Origin of the sequence: Aeromonas molluscorum (assembly GCF_051376105.1) — a bacterium.
Lineage (GTDB): Bacteria > Pseudomonadota > Gammaproteobacteria > Enterobacterales > Aeromonadaceae > Aeromonas > Aeromonas molluscorum.
On record NZ_JBPQCY010000001.1, the window covers coordinates 1,346,299 to 1,366,507 of the forward strand.

The window sequence follows — 20,209 nt, forward strand, 5'->3', positions numbered from 1 at the left end:
TCCCTTAAGGGGAGCAAAGGATAAAGTGTGCTCCATGTCACACTTTATCTCTATTCAATGACTGCACCTTCTCGCCGACAGACACTGATCCAGGCCATGCAGCGGCTGGGCTATGCCTTGCTGTTGCCCGTTTCCATCTTGCCATTGGCCGCCCTGCTCCATCGACTCGGCCAGCCAGATGCCCTCAATCTGCCCGTGCTGGTGTTGAGCGGAAAGGCCATCTTCGGTCAGATGCCCCTCATCTATGCGGTTGCCATCGCCTTTGGAATTGGTCACAAGGCGCGAGGTGGCCTGGCTCTCTGTGGGGCAGTCAACTTCCTGCTGCTGAGCTCGGCGCTCTCGGTACTGGCTCCCGGCCTGCATGCCGATCTTGTCTGTGGCATGCTGGCGGGGATCATCACGGCCCTGGTCGGTCCCTGGTCGCCCTCACTTCCCAAGCCGATACGCCTCTATCTGCCCGGCCCCTGGCAAGGGCCCTTGCTCAGTGCCCTCGTCTGCCTGCTGCTGGCTGTGCCACTGTCGCTGATCTGGCCCATGCTGGAGCAAGGCATCAGCCAGATAGCCACGGATCTGGGGACCCCCTTTGGCGCCTTCAGTTACGGGGTGCTCAATCGGCTGTTGTTGCCCCTCGGGTTGCACCAGTTGCTGGGCAACCTGATGACCCTGGGTGCCAGCAATCAGCTGGCGCTGGCGGCTGCGCAGCCGCTGCATCAGGGCTATGGCGCCGGCCTCTATCCCATTATCATGTTCGGCTTGCCCGGTGCCTGTTTCGCCATCTGGCTGCACCGCCATCGTCTCCAACAGTTGCCCCACGGCGCCCTGCTGCTGACCCTGGCGCTCACGTCCGCCTGCATCGGCATCACTGAGCCCATTGAATTCCTGTTTGCCTTCACGGCGCCCTGGCTGTTTCTGGCCCACGCCCTGCTCACCGGCCTGTCGTTTGCCATCTGCAGTGCCCTCGAGATCCAGCTCGGCAGTTACTTCTCCGCCGGGTTGCTGGATCTTAGTCTGAGCTACGGCAGCGGTCTGCATGCCTTCTGGATCATTCCCCTTGGGATCCTGTTTTTCGTGGCCTACGCCTTGCTGTTCTATCACATGCTGGGGCGCTCCCCTCTCAGCCTCTCCAACCAGCATCTGATCCGTCAGGAGATGGCCAACATTCCCCCTGCCGACCCCCAGATGCTGGCCATCCAGTATCTCAAGCTGCTCGGTGGCATGGACAATCTGCAAGCCATTAGTGTCTGCCTGACCCGGCTCAGCATCCGGGTACGCAACATGGCGTTGGTGGATCAGTCGCAGCTGCTCAACCTGGGTTGTCTCTCCTGGATAGAACTCAACGAACATCAGCTTGTGTTGGTGCTGGGCCCCAATGCGGGGCTCATCGAGGGGCAGATCCGCATGCTGGCCGAACGCCAGTCGGTCCCCCTCGGCCTCAAGCCCAATCAGGCGTCGAGCAGCCAGGTCGGTTGGTAAGGAGGGGATCCCTCCCCCCTGCCAACCCCCTCAAAGCCGGTGCTCACTTGCTAGGGAGCAAACGCCAGCCGCTCGGCGACAAAATCCATCAAGGATCGCAAGGCGGGCGCCAAATGCTCCCGACTTGGGTAGATAAGATAGAAAGGATTGCTCGGTATGGGATGCGCTGGCAACAGGCTGACCAGTTTGCCACTGAGCAGATCATCCCGACAAACATGAGCAGGCAGCAGGGCGACGCCCCCTTCATGAATGGCCAGCTCTCGCAGGGCCAACAGGCTGTTGGAAAGACAGGCCCCCTTTGGCCGCCATCCCCCTTGCTGCAGTGGCCACAGTGGCAGAGCACTGTGCACCAGGCAGGCGTGCCCGCTCAGATCGGCCACGGTATTCGGCCGCCCCGCCCGCGCGAGATAACCGGGAGCCGCCACCAAATGGCGCGCCACCTGACCAATCTGCCTGCAGATCAGGCTGGAATCTTTCAAGGGGGCGGCCCGCAGCGCCAGATCGTAACCTTTTCCCACCAGATCAAGTTGCTCATCGCTCAGGGTCAGCTCTATCACCACCTCGGGATAGAGGATGCGAAACTCGGCCAGTATCTTGCCAAGCAACAGGGTACCGGTTGCCTCGGGCGCCGTGATCCTCAGCTTGCCTGCCGGCGCTTCACGCAGCCGCGCCATGGCACGGTTTGCGCCGCGCGCCAAATTGAGCAGCGCCTGACAGTGCTCCACATAGATCTCGCCCTGGGGGGTCAGGCTGAGACGGCGGGTAGTGCGTTGCAGCAATCGCATGCCGAGCAAGGATTCGAGCCGCGATATTTTCTGGCTCACCGAGGACTTGGGCATACCGAGCAACTCGGCGGCTGCCGTGAAGCTGCCCTGCTCGACCACAGTGGCGAAGATGCCCATCAACTCCAGTTCTGGATTGTTCATATATTCAAACAGTCTTTACCGATTACCCATCTTAATAAGAATAATCAACCAGACTAGACTACGAAGCAATCCCAATCCGCCAGACAAGGAATTGCCATGAAAGCCATCGCCCTCACCCAGTACCTGCCAAGTGATCATCCCCACTGCTTCATCGAAGCCAGCCTGCCCACCCCGACCCCGGCTCCCCGGGATCTGCTGGTGAAGGTCAACGCCACCTCCATCAACCCGGTCGATACCAAGGTACGCGCCCCCAAAGCGAAAGTTGAAACCACGCCGCGGGTGCTGGGCTGGGATGCGGTAGGTGAAGTGGTCGCCGTCGGCAGTGAAGTTACTCTGTTCAAGGCGGGCGACAGGGTCTGGTATGCGGGCGACATCAGTCGCCCCGGCAGCAACAGCGAACTGCAGTTGGTTGATGAGCGCATCGTCGCCCTGGCCCCCACCAGCCTGACCGATGTCGAAGCCGCCGCCCTGCCGCTCACCGCCATCACAGCCTGGGAGGCCCTGTTCGAGCGCATCGGCCTCACCCGAGAGAGTCAAGGACGCTTGCTCATCATCGGCGGGGCGGGCGGCGTCGGCTCCATCGCCATCCAGCTGGCCCGTCAGCTCACCGGGATGGAAGTGATCGCCACCGCCTCCCGGCCAGAAACCCGCGACTGGTGCCTGGCAATGGGGGCCCATCAGGTAGTGAGCCATCACAACCTGCAGGGAGATCTTGCGGATCTGGGGATCAGCCAGCTCGATGCCATCTTCTGCACCAATGCCACCGAACAGCACTGGAGCGCCATGGCGAGCCTCATTCGTCCCTTTGGTCACATCTGCACCATTGCCGAATCCAATGAGCCCTGGGATCTCTCCCTGCTCAAGGCCAAGAGTGTCACCTTCAGCCAGGAGTTCATGTTCACCCGCTCCCTGTTCCAGACCCCGGACATGATTGAGCAACACAAACTGCTGAGCGAAGTCAGTCAGCTGGTTGACCAGGGAACCTTGCGCACTACTCTGGGCCAGACCCTGACTGCATTGACCCCAGCCACGCTGGCGCAGGCCCACACAGAGGTGGAAGCGGGACGAATGATCGGCAAGCTGGTGATCGACATGGCCGCGTTCGCTTCCTGAATACTCCCCTAAGTGAGTAGCAATCGCACCATCATGGGGTAACTTCACCAGAGACAGGCACCAAAAGCGCACAGGCAGAGGTACCCCAGATGTCCACAAAACCATATAACGCTTCCCTGAACGGCCAACTAGCGCTCTTCACAACCCAACAGGGCCGACATCTGGTGTAGCGGGCAAAAAAAGGGGCCATCCCGACCGGGATGACCCTAAATACCTGAACGTTGGGGGTAACAATCACACACACATCCTTTGCAGGATAATTTAGTTATTGCAGCTCCCGTGCCAACTTAATAAAAACGACCCACTTAGGGTCGTTTTTATTTGGTCAGCCTAGGAAAAATCCCCTTGCAGCGTCTGCCTGACCTCAGTTTCACCCCAAAAAAAACGCCACACTAAGGTGGCGTAAAAGATGACGGAACTTTCCTAGAGCAAAGCAGTAAGGATGAATACATTAACCGTGCCAACCTTGCTGATAGCCTCCTCCTTTTCGCTAATCACTGGCTGCCCGACACGCCTGAACCTTTGGCTTGCTGGCAAACCACGACAGCGCAGGCCTGAAATGGTAGAATCCCGCGGTTTCACATTCATGAAGAGTCAACCCCATGCCCTGGATACAAATTCGAATCAACGCCACCGCTAAAACCGCGGACAAGGTGAGCAACATGCTGCTGGGGCGTGGAGCCCAGGCGGTGACCTTTATGGATGCCCAGGATGTGCCCGTCTACGAGCCGCTGCCCGGCGAGACGCCGCTCTGGGGAGAGACCGAAGTGATGGGACTGTTCGATGCCGAAACGGATCCGGCGCCCACCATCGCCTTCTTCCAGCAGATTTTCGGGGAAGACGTCGGCTACAAGGTCGAGCAGTTAGAGGACAAGGACTGGGTACGCGAGTGGATGGATCACTTCCACCCCATGCAGTTTGGCGAGCGGCTCTGGATCTGCCCGAGCTGGCGCGATGTGCCAAACCCCGATGCGGTCAACGTCATGCTGGATCCGGGTCTGGCCTTCGGTACCGGCACCCACCCCACCACGGCGCTCTGCCTGCAGTGGCTGGACGGGCTGGATCTGACCGGTAAAACCGTGGTCGACTTTGGTTGTGGCTCCGGTATTCTCGGCATCGCGGCCCTCAAGCTCGGCGCCGCCCGCGTCATCGGCATCGACATAGATCCGCAGGCCATCCAGGCCAGCCATGACAACGCGATGCGCAACGGCGTCGCCGGCCAGATCGAACTCTATCTGCCAGCGGATCAGCCGCAAGGGGTGGAAGCGGACGTGGTGGTGGCCAACATACTGGCTGGCCCGCTGCGCGAGCTGGCACCGCTTATCGCCGGCCACGGCAAGCCCGGCAGCCTGATGGCGCTCTCCGGCGTGCTGGAGAGCCAGGCCCCGGAGCTGGAGACCATCTACGGCCAGTGGTTCGACATGGATACCACAGCGGTGAAGGAGGAGTGGTGCCGCCTCTCCGGCCGCAAGCACGGCTGACTGGATCAATAGTCCAAGGCAGCAAAATCATTCATCGCTCAAGGGCACCGCTGGTGCCCTTGTTGTTTCTGGCTGTTGGCCTGCGCCAGGAGGGGATACCTGATTATTACCCTTCAAACCCGGGCTCAGGAGTGAGCCACCGCTCACCCTTCTTTTCGCCACAAGGGGGTAACATTTGCGATCACCAAACCCGTTTGCCCGTACGCCAACCGACGAGACCTCCCATGACCGACTACCAACTGATGATCGACAGCCAGCCCTATGACTGCATGGCGCCCGAGCTCAATGCCTTGCGCAAGGCGGCGGCGAATCTCTATCGCCGTTTCAATCGGGAAGAAGAGGATGAGCAGCGGATCCTGCTCCAAGCCCTGGTGGGTGAGCTGGCGGAAGGCGCCTTCATCTGCCCGCCATTTCAGTGCAGTTATGGTCGCCATATTAGTCTGGGGCTGGGCTCCTTCATCAATATGGGAGCCACCTTGCTGGACAATGCACCGATCCGTATCGGTGCCGGGGTCATGATAGGCCCCAATGTTCAGATCTATACCGCTGCCCACGCCCTGGACGCCGATGAGCGCCTGGCCGGGGTAGAGACGGCGCTGCCGGTCACCATCGAAGACAGGGTGTGGATAGGCGGCGGGGCCATTCTGCTGCCGGGGATCACCATAGGCCGGGAGGCCATCGTCGGCGCAGGGGCCGTGGTGAGTAAAGATGTGCCGGCTGGGGCGCGGGTCGTGGGCAACCCTGCCCGCATCCTGCCCCCTAAGCAGAGGCTATAATGCGCATCCCTGTCAGGATGCTCGCAAGCTGCCCCATCTTGCCCGCCGAGCAGATGAAGTTGCCCCAAAAAATGAAGCCCAAGGTCACGAAGACGTTGGGCTATATAAAAAGGTGCTACGGAATTGCGACTCTCATCGCAGAAAATCAGAAGGCAAGCCTTCTGAACTGGCGACAAGGATGATAGCGGGGCGCAAACGTTTTACATAGTCGAATCGACTAATTTTGCGAACCTCCTCTCACTATTTTAAAAAGGGGTTGTTGCCACAAAAAATCCCTGGCCTGCCCCTTTATTTCTACTCGCTGCTCTGGTTATTATTCCCGGCTGCACAAAAAAGCCCTGATAGATCAGGGCTTTCCATTCAAGTCTCATGGTATGAACCAAGGACTCATCTCGCCGTCATCAAAAATGGCGGACGAAGTCTGCCAAGGGCAGTTCCCGCAGCTTGCGCGCCTCCAGTTGAGGGGTGCCCAGGTAGAGGAAACCCACCAGCTGATCCTGCTCGGCCAGACCCAGCCCCTGACGAATGTGCTGGTCGAAGATAAACCAGCCGGAGCGCCAGATTCCATTGAACCCTTGCGCCTGTGCCGCCATCTGCATCGCCATCAGGGCACAACCGGCGGAGAGTTCCTGCTCCAGCCTGGGCACCTTGGGGTGATCCTGAAAACGGCTCGCGACGGCCACCACCAGTGGCGCGCGCAGGGGCGCCTGCTCACTCTTGCTGATGCTGTCATCGTCGTCACCTCGCAGCCGGGCAGCCTCGCCGAGCAGGGTACCGAGTCGCTCACGCCCCTCTCCTGCAAACAGGATAAACTGCCAAGGGGTCAAGGTGCCGTGATCCGGCGCGCGCAAGCCCGCCTTGAGGATGTTGTCGAGCGCCTCGCCGCCCGGGGCGGGCAGCGTCAGGCGAGCGCAGGAGTGGCGATTGAGCAGTAGAGTGAGGGCATCCATGGGCAATTCCTTGTCAGGGGCAGTGATGGCGCTACCTTAGCACAGCACCGGATGAAGAAAACCCCTGGGGCTCAGGGGTTTATCGCAATACAGAGGCGCCACTCGGCGAGATGACGCCAGCCGACTCGGTCTCTTGCCCGATCTCTCGCTTCGCAGCCAGCTCGGCAGTCGGCTCGCGCAGAGGTCGGACTCAGATCACCGCAGCCAGCTCGGCTCCTTGCCTGATCGCCCGTTTGGCATCCAGCTCGGCCGCCACATCGGCCCCGCCTATGATGTGTACCGGCTTGCCGGCCGCCTGCAAACCGGCTTGCAGCTCCCGCAATGGCTCCTGCCCCGCGCAGATGATGACATTGTCTACCGGCAGGCACTGCTGCTTGCCCGCTATCATGACATGCAGCCCCTCATCGTCGATGCGCAGGTACTCCACCCCGGCCAGCATCTTGACCTGGCGATTCTTGAGCACGGTTCTGTGGATCCAGCCGGTGGTCTTGCCAAGGCCCTCTCCCACCTTGCTCTCCTTGCGTTGCAGCAGCCAGATCTGACGGGCCGGGGCATCAATTTCTGGCGCCATCAAGCCACCCCGCTCGCCGAGGCTCTGATCTATCCCCCACTCCTTGAGCCAATGCTCCCGGCTGCGATCTTCCCTCTTCTCCACCAGGAATTCGGCCACGTCGAAGCCAATGCCGCCGGCGCCTATCACGGCCACCTTGTCACCGACCGGTCGGTGATCCCGCAGCACATCGAGGTAATTCAATACCTTGGGGTGTTCTATCCCCGGAATATTGGGGGTGCGTGGCCGGATGCCGGTGGCGAGGACAATCTCGTCAAAGCCGCCGCCAAGCAGACTTTCGGCACTCTGACGCTGACCGAGGTAGAGTTCGACACCGCACTTTTCCAGCCGCTTGGCAAAATAACGCAGAGTCTCGTGAAACTCCTCCTTCCCTGGGATCTGCTTGGCAAAGTTGAACTGCCCGCCGATTTCACTCCCCTGATCAAACAGGCTCACCTGATGACCGCGCTCGGCGGCGTAACAGGCAAAGGCCAGCCCGGCCGGGCCCGCGCCCACCACGGCCAGCCGTTTGGCTTGAGGTACCCGGCCAAAGGTCAGTTCGGTCTCGAAACAGGCACGGGGGTTGACCAGGCAGGAGGCGCGTTTCTGTTTGAACACATGGTCGAGGCAGGCCTGGTTGCAGGCGATGCAGGTGTTGATTTCGTCGGCCCTGTCTTCGGCGGCCTTGATGACAAACTCGGGATCGGCCAGGAAGGGACGCGCCATGGAGACCATGTCCGCATCGCCTCCTGCCAGTATCTCCTCGGCCACCTGTGGGGTATTGATGCGGTTGGTGGCAATCAGCGGCACCTTGAGGTGCTTCTTCAGCTCGGCGGTAACCCAGCTGAAGGCGCCACGAGGCACGCTGGTTGCAATAGTGGGAATACGCGCCTCATGCCAGCCTATGCCAGTGTTGATCAGCGTGACCCCGGCCGCTTCCAGCGCTTTCCCTAAGGCGATAACCTCCTCCAGCGTGGACCCCTGCTCGACCAGATCCAGCATGGAGAGGCGGAAGATGATGATGAAGTCGCTGCCGACCCGTTCGCGAATGGCCCGCACGATCGAAAGTGGGAAGCGCATCCGGTTTTCGTCGCTTCCCCCCCAGTCATCGGTACGCTTGTTGGTACGCTCACAGATGAACTGATTGATGAGATAACCTTCCGAGCCCATCACCTCAACACCGTCATATCCTGCACTCTTGGCGAGCTGGGCCGTGCTGGCAAAATCACGAATGGTGCCACGGATCTGCCGTTCGCTCATGGCACGTGGCCTGAATGGGGAGATTGGTGCTTTTAGGGCACTCGGCGCCAGGCTAAACGGATGATAGGCGTAGCGGCCCGCATGCAGGATCTGCAGCGCTATCTTGCCCCCCTCAGCATGTACCGCCTCGGTCAGCTTGCGATGCTTGCCGACCTGCCAGGGGAAGCTGAGCTGGGAACCATGAGGCACCAAACGGCCACGCAGGTTGGGCGCTATGCCTCCGGTGACGATCAAGGCCACACCGCCACGGGCCCGTTCGGCGTAGAAGGCGGCCAACTTGTCGAAGCCCCCTTTCTCCTCTTCCAGACCGGTATGCATGGAGCCCATCAATACGCGGTTGCGCAACTGGGTAAAGCCCAGGTCAAGGGGGGCCAACAGATTAGGATAACGGCTCATGCTATGTTTCCTTTCAAGGCCGGAGTGCATGGGAGCATATAAGGTATGCAGTCACGCAGCGGGCCAATACCGAGGTCAAGGGGGGCCAGCTGGTTAGAATAACGGCTCATCATGCTCTCCTTTTCGAGGCCAGGGTGCATGGAATGATCCTTTGCACCCGGTTAGAGAACGGGGCAACACCCAGGCCAAGTGGAGTCAGCAGAGCAAGGTAGCGGCTCACAAGGCCTCCGGTTAATTTTTTGTTATCAAGTTGCAGTAGAGTAAAGAATCGAAATTGCTTTTTCAAACAAATGTTTGGGCGTTTTTTCAGCGAACAGGCGTAACGCTAAATCCTGCGGTGATGGAACATGGCAATCGGCGGTGCAACTGGTTAATAATGGCCTCACTAACCCATTAACAGGGCGATAACGCGACTATGTCTATTTTCAAAGGCCTGGGCTGGATCTTTCGAAGCCTGTGGCGCCTGATCAACTTCACCCGACTGATGCTGGTCAATCTGCTATTTCTGTTTGTCGTCCTGGTCCTGGTCTTTGTACTGGGACAGAAAGAGACGCCCCAGGCCCCGGTCGAAGGGGCCTTGACCCTGAATCTCGACGGCACCCTGGTCGAACAGCTCACCCAGACAAGTCCAACCGAGAAGCTGCTGCAACAGATGGGCAGCAGCGAAGACTTGCCCCATGAGTTCCTGCTATCGGATCTGCTGTGGGCCATCCGCTCCGCCAAGGAAGATGACCGCATTCAGGCTCTGGTGCTCAAGCCCCAGGGGCTGCAAGGCAACCTCTCCAAGCTGCAGGAGGTGGCCGCCGCCATCGATGACTTCAAGCAAAGCGGCAAGCCTGTCATCGCCATGGCCGACTACTACACCCAGGGCCAGTACCTGCTGGCGGCCCACGCCGACCATGTGCTGCTCAACCAGAGCGGCGCCGTGCTGCTCGAAGGACTGGGGGTCTACCAGACCTACTTCAAGTCGGCGCTGGAGAAGCTCAATGTCACTCCCCATGTGTTCAAGGTCGGCACCTACAAATCCTTCGTCGAGCCCTACACCCGGGATGAGATGTCCCCGGAGAGCAAGGAGGCGAACCAGCGCTGGCTGGATCAGCTGTGGCAGGCCTATGTCCAGGACGTGGCCGAGCAGCGGGAAGTCGAGCCCGATGCCGTCTCCCCCAGCAAGGAGCAGTTCCTCGAGCGTCTGAAGAAAGCAGGGGGCAATGCCGCAGGCTATGCCCTGGACAATGGTCTGGTCGATGAGCTGGCGACCCGGGAAGAGATGAACCAGGCGGTGATCAAGGAGGTTGGCGAGACCGAGGATCACATCTGGAAAGGGATTGGCCTCGAGGATTATCTGGCCGCCATTCCCGAACAGTATCCCCAGAGTGGCAAGGATGAGGTGGGTCTCATTGTCGCCAGTGGCGCCATCATGGACGGCATCCAGCCTGCCGGTACCATAGGTGGCGACAGCCTGGCCAGCCTGTTGGCTGACGCCCGCCTCGATGACCAGATAAAAGCCGTGGTATTGCGCGTCGACAGCCCGGGGGGCAGCGCCTTCGCCGCCGAGCAGATCCGTGCCGAGCTGTTGTCCCTCAAGCAAGCGGGCAAGCCGGTGGTGGTCTCCATGGGCAGCTATGCCGCCTCCGGGGGCTACTGGATCTCCGCCGATGCGGACAAGATCTTCGCTTCCCCCACCACCCTCACCGGCTCCATCGGCGTCTTTGGCCTCTTTGCCACCGTCGATCAGGCCCTCTCCCAGTTCGGCATCCACAGTGATGGGGTCGGCACCACCGACTTCGTCGGCCTGGGTGTGACCCGCGCCCTGCCGGAACACGTGGGCCAGGCCATCCAACTCAATGTGGAGAACACCTATCAGCGCTTCCTGGGGCTGGTCGGCAAGGGCCGTGGCCTGAGCCAGGAAGAGGCGGAGAAGGCAGCAGAAGGGCGAGTCTGGACTGGCCTTGATGCCAAGGCGCTGGGCCTGGTGGACGAATTTGGCAATCAGAGCGATGCCATTGCCGCCGCCGCCGAGCTGGCCAACCTGAAGGAGTGGCAGGTAACCCCCATCGAGCCTGAAGAGTCCACCAAGGATAAGTTCCTGCGTGAGCTGCTCGGCAGCAGCGCCCAGGCCCTGGCCCCCTCCCTCAAGGGGGTGATCCCGGCGCCACTCGGCCAGAGTCTCAGCAGCCTCAACCGGGCGCTCGATCCGCTGGTGCGCTTCAACGACCCCCAGGGCACCTACGCCTGGTGTCCCGTCTGCCGCTGATGCCAATGGCTAATCGCCAATAAAAAACCGCCTCTTGGGGCGGTTTTTTATTGGCCGTCGCACCGGCTACTGAACGAAGGCCCACCAGATGTGCAGATGGCCATGACTACAGAGCCTGGAGCGCGCCATCCTTGTGCCAACGGTACAACTGCGCCAGCACCCGGGTCTCGCGATGGGTCCACTGCGGGCAGTGGCCTCCGAGCAACCATTGGTTGTTGTGCAGCGCCTCCTCCAGGGCATGCCAGCCCGCCTTGAAGCCCAGACGCTCTTCATAGGCCTGCAGCCTTGGCGGGACCCTGTCCTCGCCCACCCGGCACAGGTAATAGAGGGAGCGGATGCAGTAGGCATCATAGTCAGGCTCGCGAGCGCTGCGATACTCCCGGGTCTCGCCGAGCAAGCCCCCCGTGACCAGCAGCTCGGCACCGCACTCCTCATGCAGCTCGCGAGCCAGGGCATCCTGATGACTCTCGCCCGCCTCGACCCCGCCGCCCGGGAACATGAAGTCGCCGTTGACGCTCGAATGAACCAGCAACAACTCGTCGCCGCGCAGCACCACGGCGCGCACAGTCACGCGCTCGAGCAGCCGCTCCAGCCGGGGAAAATCCCCGTGCATCAGACGCAGGGAGAAAGGGGGCAAGCCCGTCATGATTGAATTTTCCATGGGCTCATTTCGGGTCATGCTCACGGCCGGTAAGCCCCCGCCTTGATCTGTTGCACCAATTCGGCAGCCTGGGCATCCAGACTCGCCAACTCCGCCTTGCTCAGGCTGTGATAGAGACTGAAGCGCTTGGCCGAGACCTCGCTCCCCCCCAGAAAGGCCGCACTGACCTTGCCCCACAGATACGCATCCGGGTAATGCTTCTGACCCATATGGAGAGTACTGAGCGAGGTGAGCAGACGGCTATCAACCTCATCCCCCTCCCGATACAGGGAGAGGCCATGCTCCATCACCTGGATGGCACGTTCGGGATCCGTCTTGGCATAGATGCCCCCGAGCGCCAGCTGCAAGGCGGGCTCTTCCAGAGCTGGCGTCCCCGCCTGAGCCAGAAACTGCTGACGGGCCTGCTCATTGGTATTGTTGGTCCAGTGCCAGATAAGCAGATAGGGATCCTGGGATTGGCGGGTCTCGCCATCGAGGCGCTCCAGCTCGGCGCCGGCGGCCAGCATGCCCTCGACCCGGTCGCTCTTGCGCTCCTTGGCGTACTTGTACTCTATGTGGGTCGAACGTTCGATGCAGCGCAGATAGCCTTCCAGCTTGCTCATCAGCTCGAACTTATGGCGATCGCTCGCCTCCTGCTTGAGGGTGAAGCGCGCCCGGATCACATCGGTGCGTTCATAGCGGCACCAGCCATCGTCCACCAGATCCTGACAGAGCTCAGGATGGCTGGCACAGATGTTCTGGAGGCGATCATCGTTACAGGCAACGAGGCTGAGCCCCATGGCGAGACCAACGGCAGCCCGGCGTAGTGGAAGATGGGTCATGGTTCATATCTGGTTGATAACATCGACAGCCCGCTTTAGCCACCATCGGCTAGCAAACCACTCACATATCCATTACAATGCGCGCGCCAAAAGCTGGCCGCGATTGCAGAATAATATAACGAATTATACGCCCCTACAGTGATCTGCATTCGACGAATTTCTTTTTGCTTCAACAACGTGAAACACGGTTACGTGAAATAAAGGATCTGGTTAATGACCCACGAGCACCATTTGCAAGCGTGGCAGGAGAGCCAGGAGCTCGCCGAAGCCATGCAACCCTTGATAGGTCGCCTCTACCGCCAGCAAGGGATCGAGATCACCGTCTACGGACGCCCCCTGCAAAACGCCTCCACCATCGACATCCTCAAAGCCCATCGGGTGGTTCGCCGCCACGAAGGTCAGCCTCTCGCCATACAACACAGCTTCCCTCTGCTTCGTGCCTTGTGCGAGCTGGCCCCCAGCGCCGCCGAGATAGATCTGGGCAAGCTGGCGGTCGGTTACTGGCGCGATCACAGCGATGAAACCGGCATAGTCGATTACCTGGCGGCCAAACTGGCCCCCGCCCTCGGCCAGGGTGCCCTGCCGGCACCGACCGACGTGGTGCTCTATGGCTTTGGCCGCATCGGCCGTCTGCTGGCCCGGCTGCTGATCGAGCGCACCGGCGCAGCCAACTCGTTGCGTTTGCGCGCCATCGTCGTACGCGGTGGCCGTGAGGGCGATCTGGAGAAGCGGGCCAGCCTGCTGCGCCGCGATTCGGTGCACGGCTCCTTCAACGGCTCCATCGAGGTGGATCTGGAACGTAGCGCCATCATCGCCAACGGCACCTTCATCCAGGTGATCTATGCCAAGCAGCCCAGCGACATCGACTATACCGCCTACGGCATCGACCGTGCGCTCATCGTCGACAACACAGGGGTCTGGCGCGATGAGGCTGGTCTTAGCGAGCATCTCAAGGCGCGCGGCGCCGCCAAGGTGCTGCTGACCGCGCCCGGCAAGGGTGAGATGAAGAACGTGGTGTTCGGAGTCAACCACGAGGTGATAGGCCCGGATGACCGCATCGTCTCCGCCGCCTCCTGCACCACCAACGCCATCACCCCGGTGCTCAAGGTGATGCAGGACAGATACGGTATTCGTCATGGCCATGTGGAGACAGTGCACTCCTACACCAACGACCAGAACCTGATCGACAACTACCACAGTGGCGAGCGGCGCGGGCGCAGCGCTGTGCTCAATATGGTGATGACCAGCACCGGCGCCGCCAAAGCGGTCGCCAAAGCGCTGCCCGAGCTCAAGGGCAAACTGACCGGCAACGCCATCCGGGTGCCGACCCCCAACGTATCCCTGGCCATCATCAACTTGTCACTGGAACAGGGCACAGACCGGGAGAGCCTGAACGCTTACCTGCAGCAGGCCTCCTTGAGTTCCTCCCTCCACCGCCAGATTGATTTCAGCGCCAGCACTGAACTGGTCTCCTCCGACATGGTGGGTTCCCGTTTTGCCGGTATAGTGGACTCCCAGGCGACCATCGCCGAGGAAGATCACTGCGTGCTCTACGTCTGGTATGACAACGAGTTCGGTTACAGCTGCCAGGTGGTGCGGGTGATGGAAAAAATGGCCGGCGTGATCCGTCAGGATCTGCCCGCCTGAACCAGGTATTCATGATTTTGGGTTTTCAAGGAGAGACGCATGTCATTTCAACAGGTCATAGGGCAGATGCCCGAGGAAGTATACGAGCGGCTCAAGACCGCGGTTGAACTCGGCAAATGGCCGGACGGCCAGCCTCTCTCCGAGGAGCAGAAAGCCACCTCGCTCCAGGCCGTGATGGCCTGGCAGGCGATGCACCTCACCAACCCGGAACACATGAATATCGGGGCCGATGGCGAAATAGTGATGAAGAGCAAGAGTGAACTCAAGCGTCAATATCGAGACGAGGAAGAGATCATTCGCGTCGACCTCAATCACTGAACGCAGGCCCAGAGGGCAAGCTCCAGCGCCACGAGAGCATGACAGAAAAGAGGGGAGCCATTATGGCTCCCCTCTTTATTAGGTCGACTGCGATAATCCGCTCATCCCCTCAGGGAGTCAGTTCGCCCCGCAAGGATTGCTGCATCAGTTCGCGAATGCGTGGCGCAGGCAGATCCTGGCTGAGCAGGAAGTGCAGCTTGGTCAGTGCCGCCTCGGCGGTCATGTCAAAGCCGGAGATGACCCCGGCCCGGGAGAGGGCATTGCCGGTGGCATAGCCGCCCATATTGACCTTGCCGTGCAGGCACTGGCTCAGGTTGACGATAATGACCCCCCGGGCCGAGGCCTCGGAGAGCAGCGCCAGCATGGCCGGGTTCTGGGGCGCATTGCCTACCCCAAACGACAGCAGGATCAGTGCCCGTACCGGTTGCTGCAAGATATTGGCGATCACCTCGCTCGAGATCCCCGGATAGAGGGTCACCACGCCGATGGGCTGGGGGGTGATGTCATGGAGCACCAGCGGTGCCTGGCAAGGTCTGCCAAGCTCACCCGCATCCAGGGAGATGGCAATACCTGCATTGAGCAGGGGCGGATAGTTGGGGGAGTCGAAGGCGTGGAAGCCATCCGCATGAACCTTCTTGCTGCGGTTGCCGCGATAGAGCTGATTGTTGAAAAACAGCGTCACCTCGTGGATCGGGTAGTTGGCGGCAATATAAAGCGCATTGAGCAGGTTCTGCTGACCGTCCGAGCGCAGCTCGGCGAGGGGGATCTGGGAGCCTGTGATGATCACCGGCTTGTGCAAGTCCTCCAGCATGAACGAGAGCGCCGAGGCAGTGAACGACATGGTATCTGTACCATGCAGGATCACGAAACCATCGTATTTTTCGTAGTTGTCACGAATGTCTTCGGCGATACGTTGCCAATCCGCCGGGGTCATATCGGAGGAGTCGATGAGGGGCGCGTATTCGTGAATATGGTAATCCGGCATCTCGGGCCGGTGAAACTCGGGCATCCGCGCCAGACAATCTTCCATGAAGCCCGCCATCGGCACATAGCCGTGGTCGGAACGCTGCATCCCTATGGTACCGCCTGTATAGGCTATATAGATGGACTTCTTCACACCCTCTCCTCATCTGGGCTGGAAACCGCCGAATTATAGAGTTTACCGACGACAATGACAGCCCGAACCGTTGGAAATCAAGGCCAAGTCACCGAAATGACACCATCGCAAATTAGATATAAATGTCAAAAAAAGGTAATTGACAGGTTTCATTTCTAAGAAATTTGGATGTTATCAGTACTTTTTGCTAATATCGCCGCCGTTATAGCAAAGTCCACATCCGCGGCTCCCACCCTACTGGGCCCGACAGGCCAGGCATATCACAGCCAGGCCGGGCATATTTGCCCCTCATTTTCATGGCGTCATATTCGTATGGTTCTTATCCATGCCCTTGCGCCACACTGTTTCAATCCCGGCTGAATCTGCGCGTCTTCGCAAACGGGGACACAGCCAATCACCATGGGAGTACTCAATGTTACAACTCGATGCTTATGCCACGTTAGTTGCCGCCACCTTGGTCCTCCTGCTCGGGCGTCTGCTGGTTAACCGGGTCGAACGGCTGCGCACCTTCAACATCCCCAAGCCGGTCGCTGGCGGCCTGCTGGTTGCCTTGGTGCTGCTGACCCTGCGCCTCACTGCCGGGGTCGAAATCAAGTTCGACACCAGCCTGCAAACGCCCTTGATGCTGGCCTTTTTCGCCTCCATCGGTCTCTCCGCCGATCTCGCCAGCCTCAAGCGCGGCGGACGCGCCGTCTTCACCTTCCTCGGTGTGGTAACCGGTTTGCTCTTGATGCAAAACGGCCTGGGGGTCGCACTGGCCAGCCTGATGGGATTGGATCCCCACATGGGACTGCTGGCCGGCTCCATCACCCTGTCCGGTGGACATGGGACAGGGGCGGCCTGGAGCGCGACTTTTGCCGATAAATACGGCGTCAAATCAGCGGCGGAGCTGGCCATCGCCTGTGCCACCTTCGGCCTGGTGCTGGGGGGATTGATTGGCGGTCCCGTCGCCCGCTATCTGGTCAAGAAAGTGCAAGTGCCGGGCGAGGAACATAATCTGGACGAAGTGCCCCAAGGCTTCGAGATGCCAGAAACTGAGCGACGCATCACTACCTTCAGCGTGATCGAGACCCTGGCGCTGATCGCCATCAGCCTCAAGGGCGGCGAGCTGCTCTCCCACGCCATGCTCGGCAGCGCGTTTGAGCTGCCGGTGTTCGTCTGCGTGCTCTTCGTCGGCGTCTTGCTGCGCAACCTGCTGACCCTGTTCAACTGGCACGAGGTGAGCGATCGCGAGGTCTCCCTGCTTGGCAACGTCAGCCTGTCGCTCTTCCTCGCCATGGCACTGATGAGCCTCAAACTCTGGGATCTGGCAAGCCTTGCCCTGCCTATTTTCGTGCTGCTGGCGGCCCAGACCCTGGCCATGGCGCTCTATGCCGTGTTCGTCACCTTCCGGGTCATGGGCAGCAACTATGATGCGGCCGTGCTGGCCGCTGGTCACTGTGGTTTCGGCCTCGGCGCCACCCCGACCGCGATTGCCAACATGCAGGCGGTCACCATGCGCTTTGGTCCCTCGCATCTTGCCTTCCTGGTAGTGCCCATGGTCGGGGCCTTCTTCATCGACATCATCAACGCCATGGTGATCAAGCTGTTTATGGCGCTGCCCTTCCTCGCCTGAATCGCCCTCCCGGAGCCTGGCACCCAACAAAAAACCGCAAGCCAAGGCTTGCGGTTTTTTGTTGTCCGGCACTGGGTGCCTGCTTATTTGCACGACTCGCTGGAGGCCGAGTTGAGGTAGCTCACCTCACCCTTGGGGGCGTAGTCGGCGACATGGATCACTTGTTTGGCGGCCAGGTAGTCCTTGAGCACGGCGGCATCGACCAGACCGGCATTGACGGTGTCTATCTTGGGATAACCATCGCCCCCGGCGGCGCTGAAGCTCGGAATGGTGAAGCTGTACTGGTTGCCCGCATCAAACGGCTTGCCGCCAATGCTGGTGATGTTGACCGACTTGGCCTGGCAATCCACCGCCATCTCTATGCCGCCAAACTGGGCATAACCGCCGGTGTTGCCGGTTTTGGTAGCCACCTGACCCAGATAGGTCACCAGCTCGCTGCCCGGCATCATCGCCTTGTTGACCGTGTTGCCGAACGGATGCACGGTCAGCACGTCGCGATAGGAGATGTCGCCGGTCTTGATGGAGGCACGCACCCCGCCCGAGTTGACTATGCCAAAGTCGGTGCGCAGGGTCTCTGCGGTGGCCGTGGTGATGAGACGGCCCAGGTTGGTCTGCCTGTTGCGCACATTGGCGCGCTCCCCATCGAGCAGACCATCGGTGGATGCGATGACCACCCCCAGCTCCTGGGAACCCTTGTCCTGATAGACCTGCAACACCCCTTCCAGGGCCGGATCCCGCACTATCTCCTCCTGAATGAAGGCGCCGTCCTCGTCTTTCAAGTTGACCGGGATCAGCTCATAGCTGGTGAGGGTGAACTTGCCATCCTGGTAGTCGAACTGGGCGCGCCCCACATACTTGCCCCACTCGTGGGCCTGCATGATCCAGGTGCCATTTTGCTGATCCGGCTGGCAATCGTCGCCCGGCTTGAAGTCGGCGTACTGGTTCGCAACCCCCGGCTCCATGCAGACCGGATTCTGGGAGTGGCCACCAATGATGGCATCGAGCTTGCCAGCGGGCAGCTGGCGGGCCATCTCGACATCCCCCGGCGCATTGCTGCCATGGACACCATCGGCATAGTGGCCCATGTGGGTGATGGCGAAGATGACATCCGCCGAGTTGGCTTTCTTGATGCCGTCGATCACCTGCTCGACTTCCACCTTGGGATCGCGGAACTCCAGATTGAGCACATGATTGGGATCGACCAGCTGGGCGGTATCTTCCGTGGTCAGGCCGATGACGGCGATCCGCAGACCGTTCTTCAGCTTGAAGATCTTGTAGGGGTCGAAGTAGCGCTTGCCGGTATCCTTGTCATAGATGTTGGCCGAGACCATGGGGAACTTGGCCCACTGGCGCTGCAGCTCGAGGATATCCAGGGGATTGTCGAATTCGTGGTTGCCAACCGCCATGGCGTCATAGCCGATGTGGTTCATGGCGATGAAATCGGGTTCGGCATTTTGCAGATCCGATTCGGGCACCCCGGTGTTGACATCACCACCCGAGAGCACCAGCACCTCGCTGTTGGCGGCCTTGGCCTCGGCTCTCAGCCGATCGACCAAGGTCTTCTGGGCCGCCATGCCATATTCGCCATCTTCGTTGTGCCAGAAGCGGCCATGGGTATCGTTGGTATGCAGCACGGTCAGCTTGCACACATCCTCGACGCAGGGCTTGCTCTCATTTTTCGAACTATTGCAGCCTGCCAGAGCGGCTAGCACGGCCAGTGCCAAAGTACCCTTGATCAAATTATGCTTCATTCCTTCACACCTTGATTTTGTTAGTTTTTAGTCTGACCATTCCGATCTTGGTCAGGGGCAATATATCAACGATTGATATTCAATCGGCATCCTGCCCGGAAAAAATGACATAAGTGTGATCACGGCTTATTTCCAATTGTCTCAATGAGATAGGCAAACGTTTTTCTTTCGGCGAAGGCCAACTCCCTGGGATGAAGAGGGTCAACGCCTCTGCCGCCAACGGAGTGGCTGTGCAATAATGTGCCCTCGCCCACATGGAGCATCTAGATGGCCAAGTACGACAAGATTTCCCCTGAGACCCAGCAGGCTGCCTTGAGTGTGGCTCGCGCCAATCAAAAGCCTGGCCAGACCAAGGAGCAGACTCAGCTCATCGCCATGGGCATTCAAAAAGGAATTGAAGAGTACAAGAAGCAGATGAAGGCTCGCGCCCGTGAGGCCAGTCGTCAGAAGAAGCAGCAGAGTCGCTGCAGCGCGCCAACGCCGCATCAGCCAGAAGAAGAGTCCGCCATCGAGTTGGTCGAGGTGAGCCGTCAACACCCCCTGCCCTGGCTGCTGCTGGCCCTAAGCTGGATAGGCTTTGCCGCCTGGTACTGGCTGAGTCGCAGCTAATCGGGCTGCAACTGCGTGCCCATTCGCAAACCTTTGCCTGGGATCTCCCTCACAGGGCGGATCCGTCAGACTGGTCAAGGGGACGGCACACTGGTTAAATCCGCCCCCCAGCCCATGTCACTTAATTCGCCATTCACAGGACAGCATCATGAATCCGGCCTCTTTATACCTGCTCGCCCCTTTGGTGCTCTTTATCGTCACCCTGGTGTTCTATCGTATCTCGCCGCTGCGCGCCGTGGCGTCGGGCAGCGCCCGCTGGTTCATCCTGCCCGCTTTCACCCTGTTCATCCTGCTTATCGTCATCAACTCGGCCGCCAACCCATCCATGCGCAGTCCGGGTTTCCATTGGCTGATGCCGGGGCTGGGCTTTGCCCTGTGCCTGTTCCCTGCTCTGCCCAAAGCGCTGGTGCCGCGTCTGGCCATCAAGGAGGGTGCCTTCGCGGCCCTGGGGTTGATGATGATGAGTCTGGCCATGGTCTACTGATCTAGCC

Annotated in this window: 17 protein-coding genes; 10 read left to right on the plus strand and 7 right to left on the minus strand. The window is 60.0% G+C overall.

Annotated features, from left to right (window positions below; translation table 11 throughout):
• Positions 1 to 57: 57 nt before the first annotated feature.
• Positions 58 to 1,473 (plus strand): PTS transporter subunit EIIC, encoded by a 1,416-nt coding sequence (locus tag ACSMDR_RS06425; RefSeq protein ID WP_436468209.1) that lies wholly within the window; start codon positions 58 to 60, stop codon positions 1,471 to 1,473.
• Between the two features lie 50 nt (positions 1,474 to 1,523).
• On the opposite strand, the gene ACSMDR_RS06430 is transcribed toward ACSMDR_RS06425, so the two are convergent.
• Positions 1,524 to 2,399 (minus strand): LysR family transcriptional regulator, encoded by an 876-nt coding sequence (locus tag ACSMDR_RS06430; protein WP_436467664.1) that lies wholly within the window; start codon positions 2,397 to 2,399, stop codon positions 1,524 to 1,526.
• A 96-nt stretch (positions 2,400 to 2,495) separates the two neighbouring features.
• On the opposite strand from ACSMDR_RS06430, the gene ACSMDR_RS06435 reads away from it, so the two are divergent.
• The 3 genes from ACSMDR_RS06435 to ACSMDR_RS06445 all read left to right on the plus strand — a co-directional run bounded on the left by ACSMDR_RS06435 (position 2,496) and on the right by ACSMDR_RS06445 (position 5,769).
• Positions 2,496 to 3,512 carry a zinc-binding alcohol dehydrogenase family protein gene (locus ACSMDR_RS06435; protein ID WP_436467665.1) on the plus strand — a complete coding sequence of 339 codons (1,017 nt, stop codon included), beginning with the start codon at positions 2,496 to 2,498 and terminating at the stop codon, positions 3,510 to 3,512.
• A 602-nt stretch (positions 3,513 to 4,114) separates the two neighbouring features.
• On the plus strand, positions 4,115 to 4,993 hold the full coding sequence (gene prmA, locus ACSMDR_RS06440) for a 50S ribosomal protein L11 methyltransferase (protein WP_005900331.1): 879 nt from the start codon (positions 4,115 to 4,117) through the stop codon (positions 4,991 to 4,993).
• A 224-nt stretch (positions 4,994 to 5,217) separates the two neighbouring features.
• Positions 5,218 to 5,769 carry a sugar O-acetyltransferase gene (locus ACSMDR_RS06445; protein WP_436467666.1) on the plus strand — a complete coding sequence of 184 codons (552 nt, stop codon included), beginning with the start codon at positions 5,218 to 5,220 and terminating at the stop codon, positions 5,767 to 5,769.
• Positions 5,770 to 6,170: 401 nt separating this feature from the next.
• Here the strand turns inward: ACSMDR_RS06445 and ACSMDR_RS06450 are convergent, their stop codons facing one another.
• Together ACSMDR_RS06450 and ACSMDR_RS06455 are read right to left on the minus strand one after the other, a co-directional pair.
• Positions 6,171 to 6,719, minus strand: coding sequence for an NAD(P)H nitroreductase (locus ACSMDR_RS06450; RefSeq protein WP_005900325.1), 549 nt, complete (start codon positions 6,717 to 6,719; stop codon positions 6,171 to 6,173).
• Between the two features lie 190 nt (positions 6,720 to 6,909).
• Entirely contained in the window at positions 6,910 to 8,925 is a 2,016-nt protein-coding gene (locus tag ACSMDR_RS06455; protein ID WP_436467667.1) for an oxidoreductase, read from the minus strand.
• Between the two features lie 415 nt (positions 8,926 to 9,340).
• On the opposite strand from ACSMDR_RS06455, the gene sppA reads away from it, so the two are divergent.
• Complete coding sequence (sppA, locus tag ACSMDR_RS06460; protein ID WP_436467668.1) at positions 9,341 to 11,179, plus strand: signal peptide peptidase SppA; 1,839 nt, start codon at positions 9,341 to 9,343, stop codon at positions 11,177 to 11,179.
• A 106-nt stretch (positions 11,180 to 11,285) separates the two neighbouring features.
• Here sppA and ACSMDR_RS06465 read toward each other — a convergent pair whose 3' ends face one another.
• Together ACSMDR_RS06465 and ACSMDR_RS06470 are read right to left on the minus strand one after the other, a co-directional pair.
• The gene (locus tag ACSMDR_RS06465; RefSeq protein ID WP_436467669.1) at positions 11,286 to 11,840 is read right to left on the minus strand and encodes an NUDIX hydrolase; all 555 of its coding nucleotides are present in this window, start codon (positions 11,838 to 11,840) and stop codon (positions 11,286 to 11,288) included.
• A gap of 20 nt (positions 11,841 to 11,860) precedes the next feature.
• Entirely contained in the window at positions 11,861 to 12,661 is an 801-nt protein-coding gene (locus ACSMDR_RS06470) for a DUF2989 domain-containing protein (RefSeq protein WP_436467670.1), read from the minus strand.
• A gap of 213 nt (positions 12,662 to 12,874) precedes the next feature.
• On the opposite strand from ACSMDR_RS06470, the gene ACSMDR_RS06475 reads away from it, so the two are divergent.
• Positions 12,875 to 14,308, plus strand: coding sequence for a glyceraldehyde-3-phosphate dehydrogenase (locus ACSMDR_RS06475; protein ID WP_005900314.1), 1,434 nt, complete (start codon positions 12,875 to 12,877; stop codon positions 14,306 to 14,308).
• Positions 14,309 to 14,347: 39 nt separating this feature from the next.
• A complete protein-coding gene (locus ACSMDR_RS06480) occupies positions 14,348 to 14,626 on the plus strand; it encodes a YeaC family protein (RefSeq protein WP_436467671.1) in 279 nt (92 codons plus the stop codon).
• Between the two features lie 109 nt (positions 14,627 to 14,735).
• Here the strand turns inward: ACSMDR_RS06480 and ansA are convergent, their stop codons facing one another.
• Positions 14,736 to 15,743, minus strand: a complete 1,008-nt coding sequence (ansA, locus tag ACSMDR_RS06485; RefSeq protein ID WP_005900310.1) for an asparaginase — start codon at positions 15,741 to 15,743, stop codon at positions 14,736 to 14,738.
• 412 nt (positions 15,744 to 16,155) lie between these two features.
• On the opposite strand from ansA, the gene gltS reads away from it, so the two are divergent.
• Positions 16,156 to 17,358 carry a sodium/glutamate symporter gene (gene gltS / locus ACSMDR_RS06490; RefSeq protein WP_436467672.1) on the plus strand — a complete coding sequence of 401 codons (1,203 nt, stop codon included), beginning with the start codon at positions 16,156 to 16,158 and terminating at the stop codon, positions 17,356 to 17,358.
• Between the two features lie 83 nt (positions 17,359 to 17,441).
• Here gltS and ushA read toward each other — a convergent pair whose 3' ends face one another.
• Positions 17,442 to 19,109, minus strand: coding sequence for a bifunctional UDP-sugar hydrolase/5'-nucleotidase UshA (gene ushA / locus ACSMDR_RS06495; RefSeq protein ID WP_436467673.1), 1,668 nt, complete (start codon positions 19,107 to 19,109; stop codon positions 17,442 to 17,444).
• A 267-nt stretch (positions 19,110 to 19,376) separates the two neighbouring features.
• Between ushA and ACSMDR_RS06500 the strand changes: the two genes are divergently transcribed.
• Positions 19,377 to 19,718, plus strand: a complete 342-nt coding sequence (locus ACSMDR_RS06500; protein WP_436467674.1) for a DUF2956 domain-containing protein — start codon at positions 19,377 to 19,379, stop codon at positions 19,716 to 19,718.
• 148 nt (positions 19,719 to 19,866) lie between these two features.
• A complete protein-coding gene (locus ACSMDR_RS06505) occupies positions 19,867 to 20,202 on the plus strand; it encodes a hypothetical protein (protein WP_436467675.1) in 336 nt (111 codons plus the stop codon).
• Positions 20,203 to 20,209: the final 7 nt, after the last annotated feature.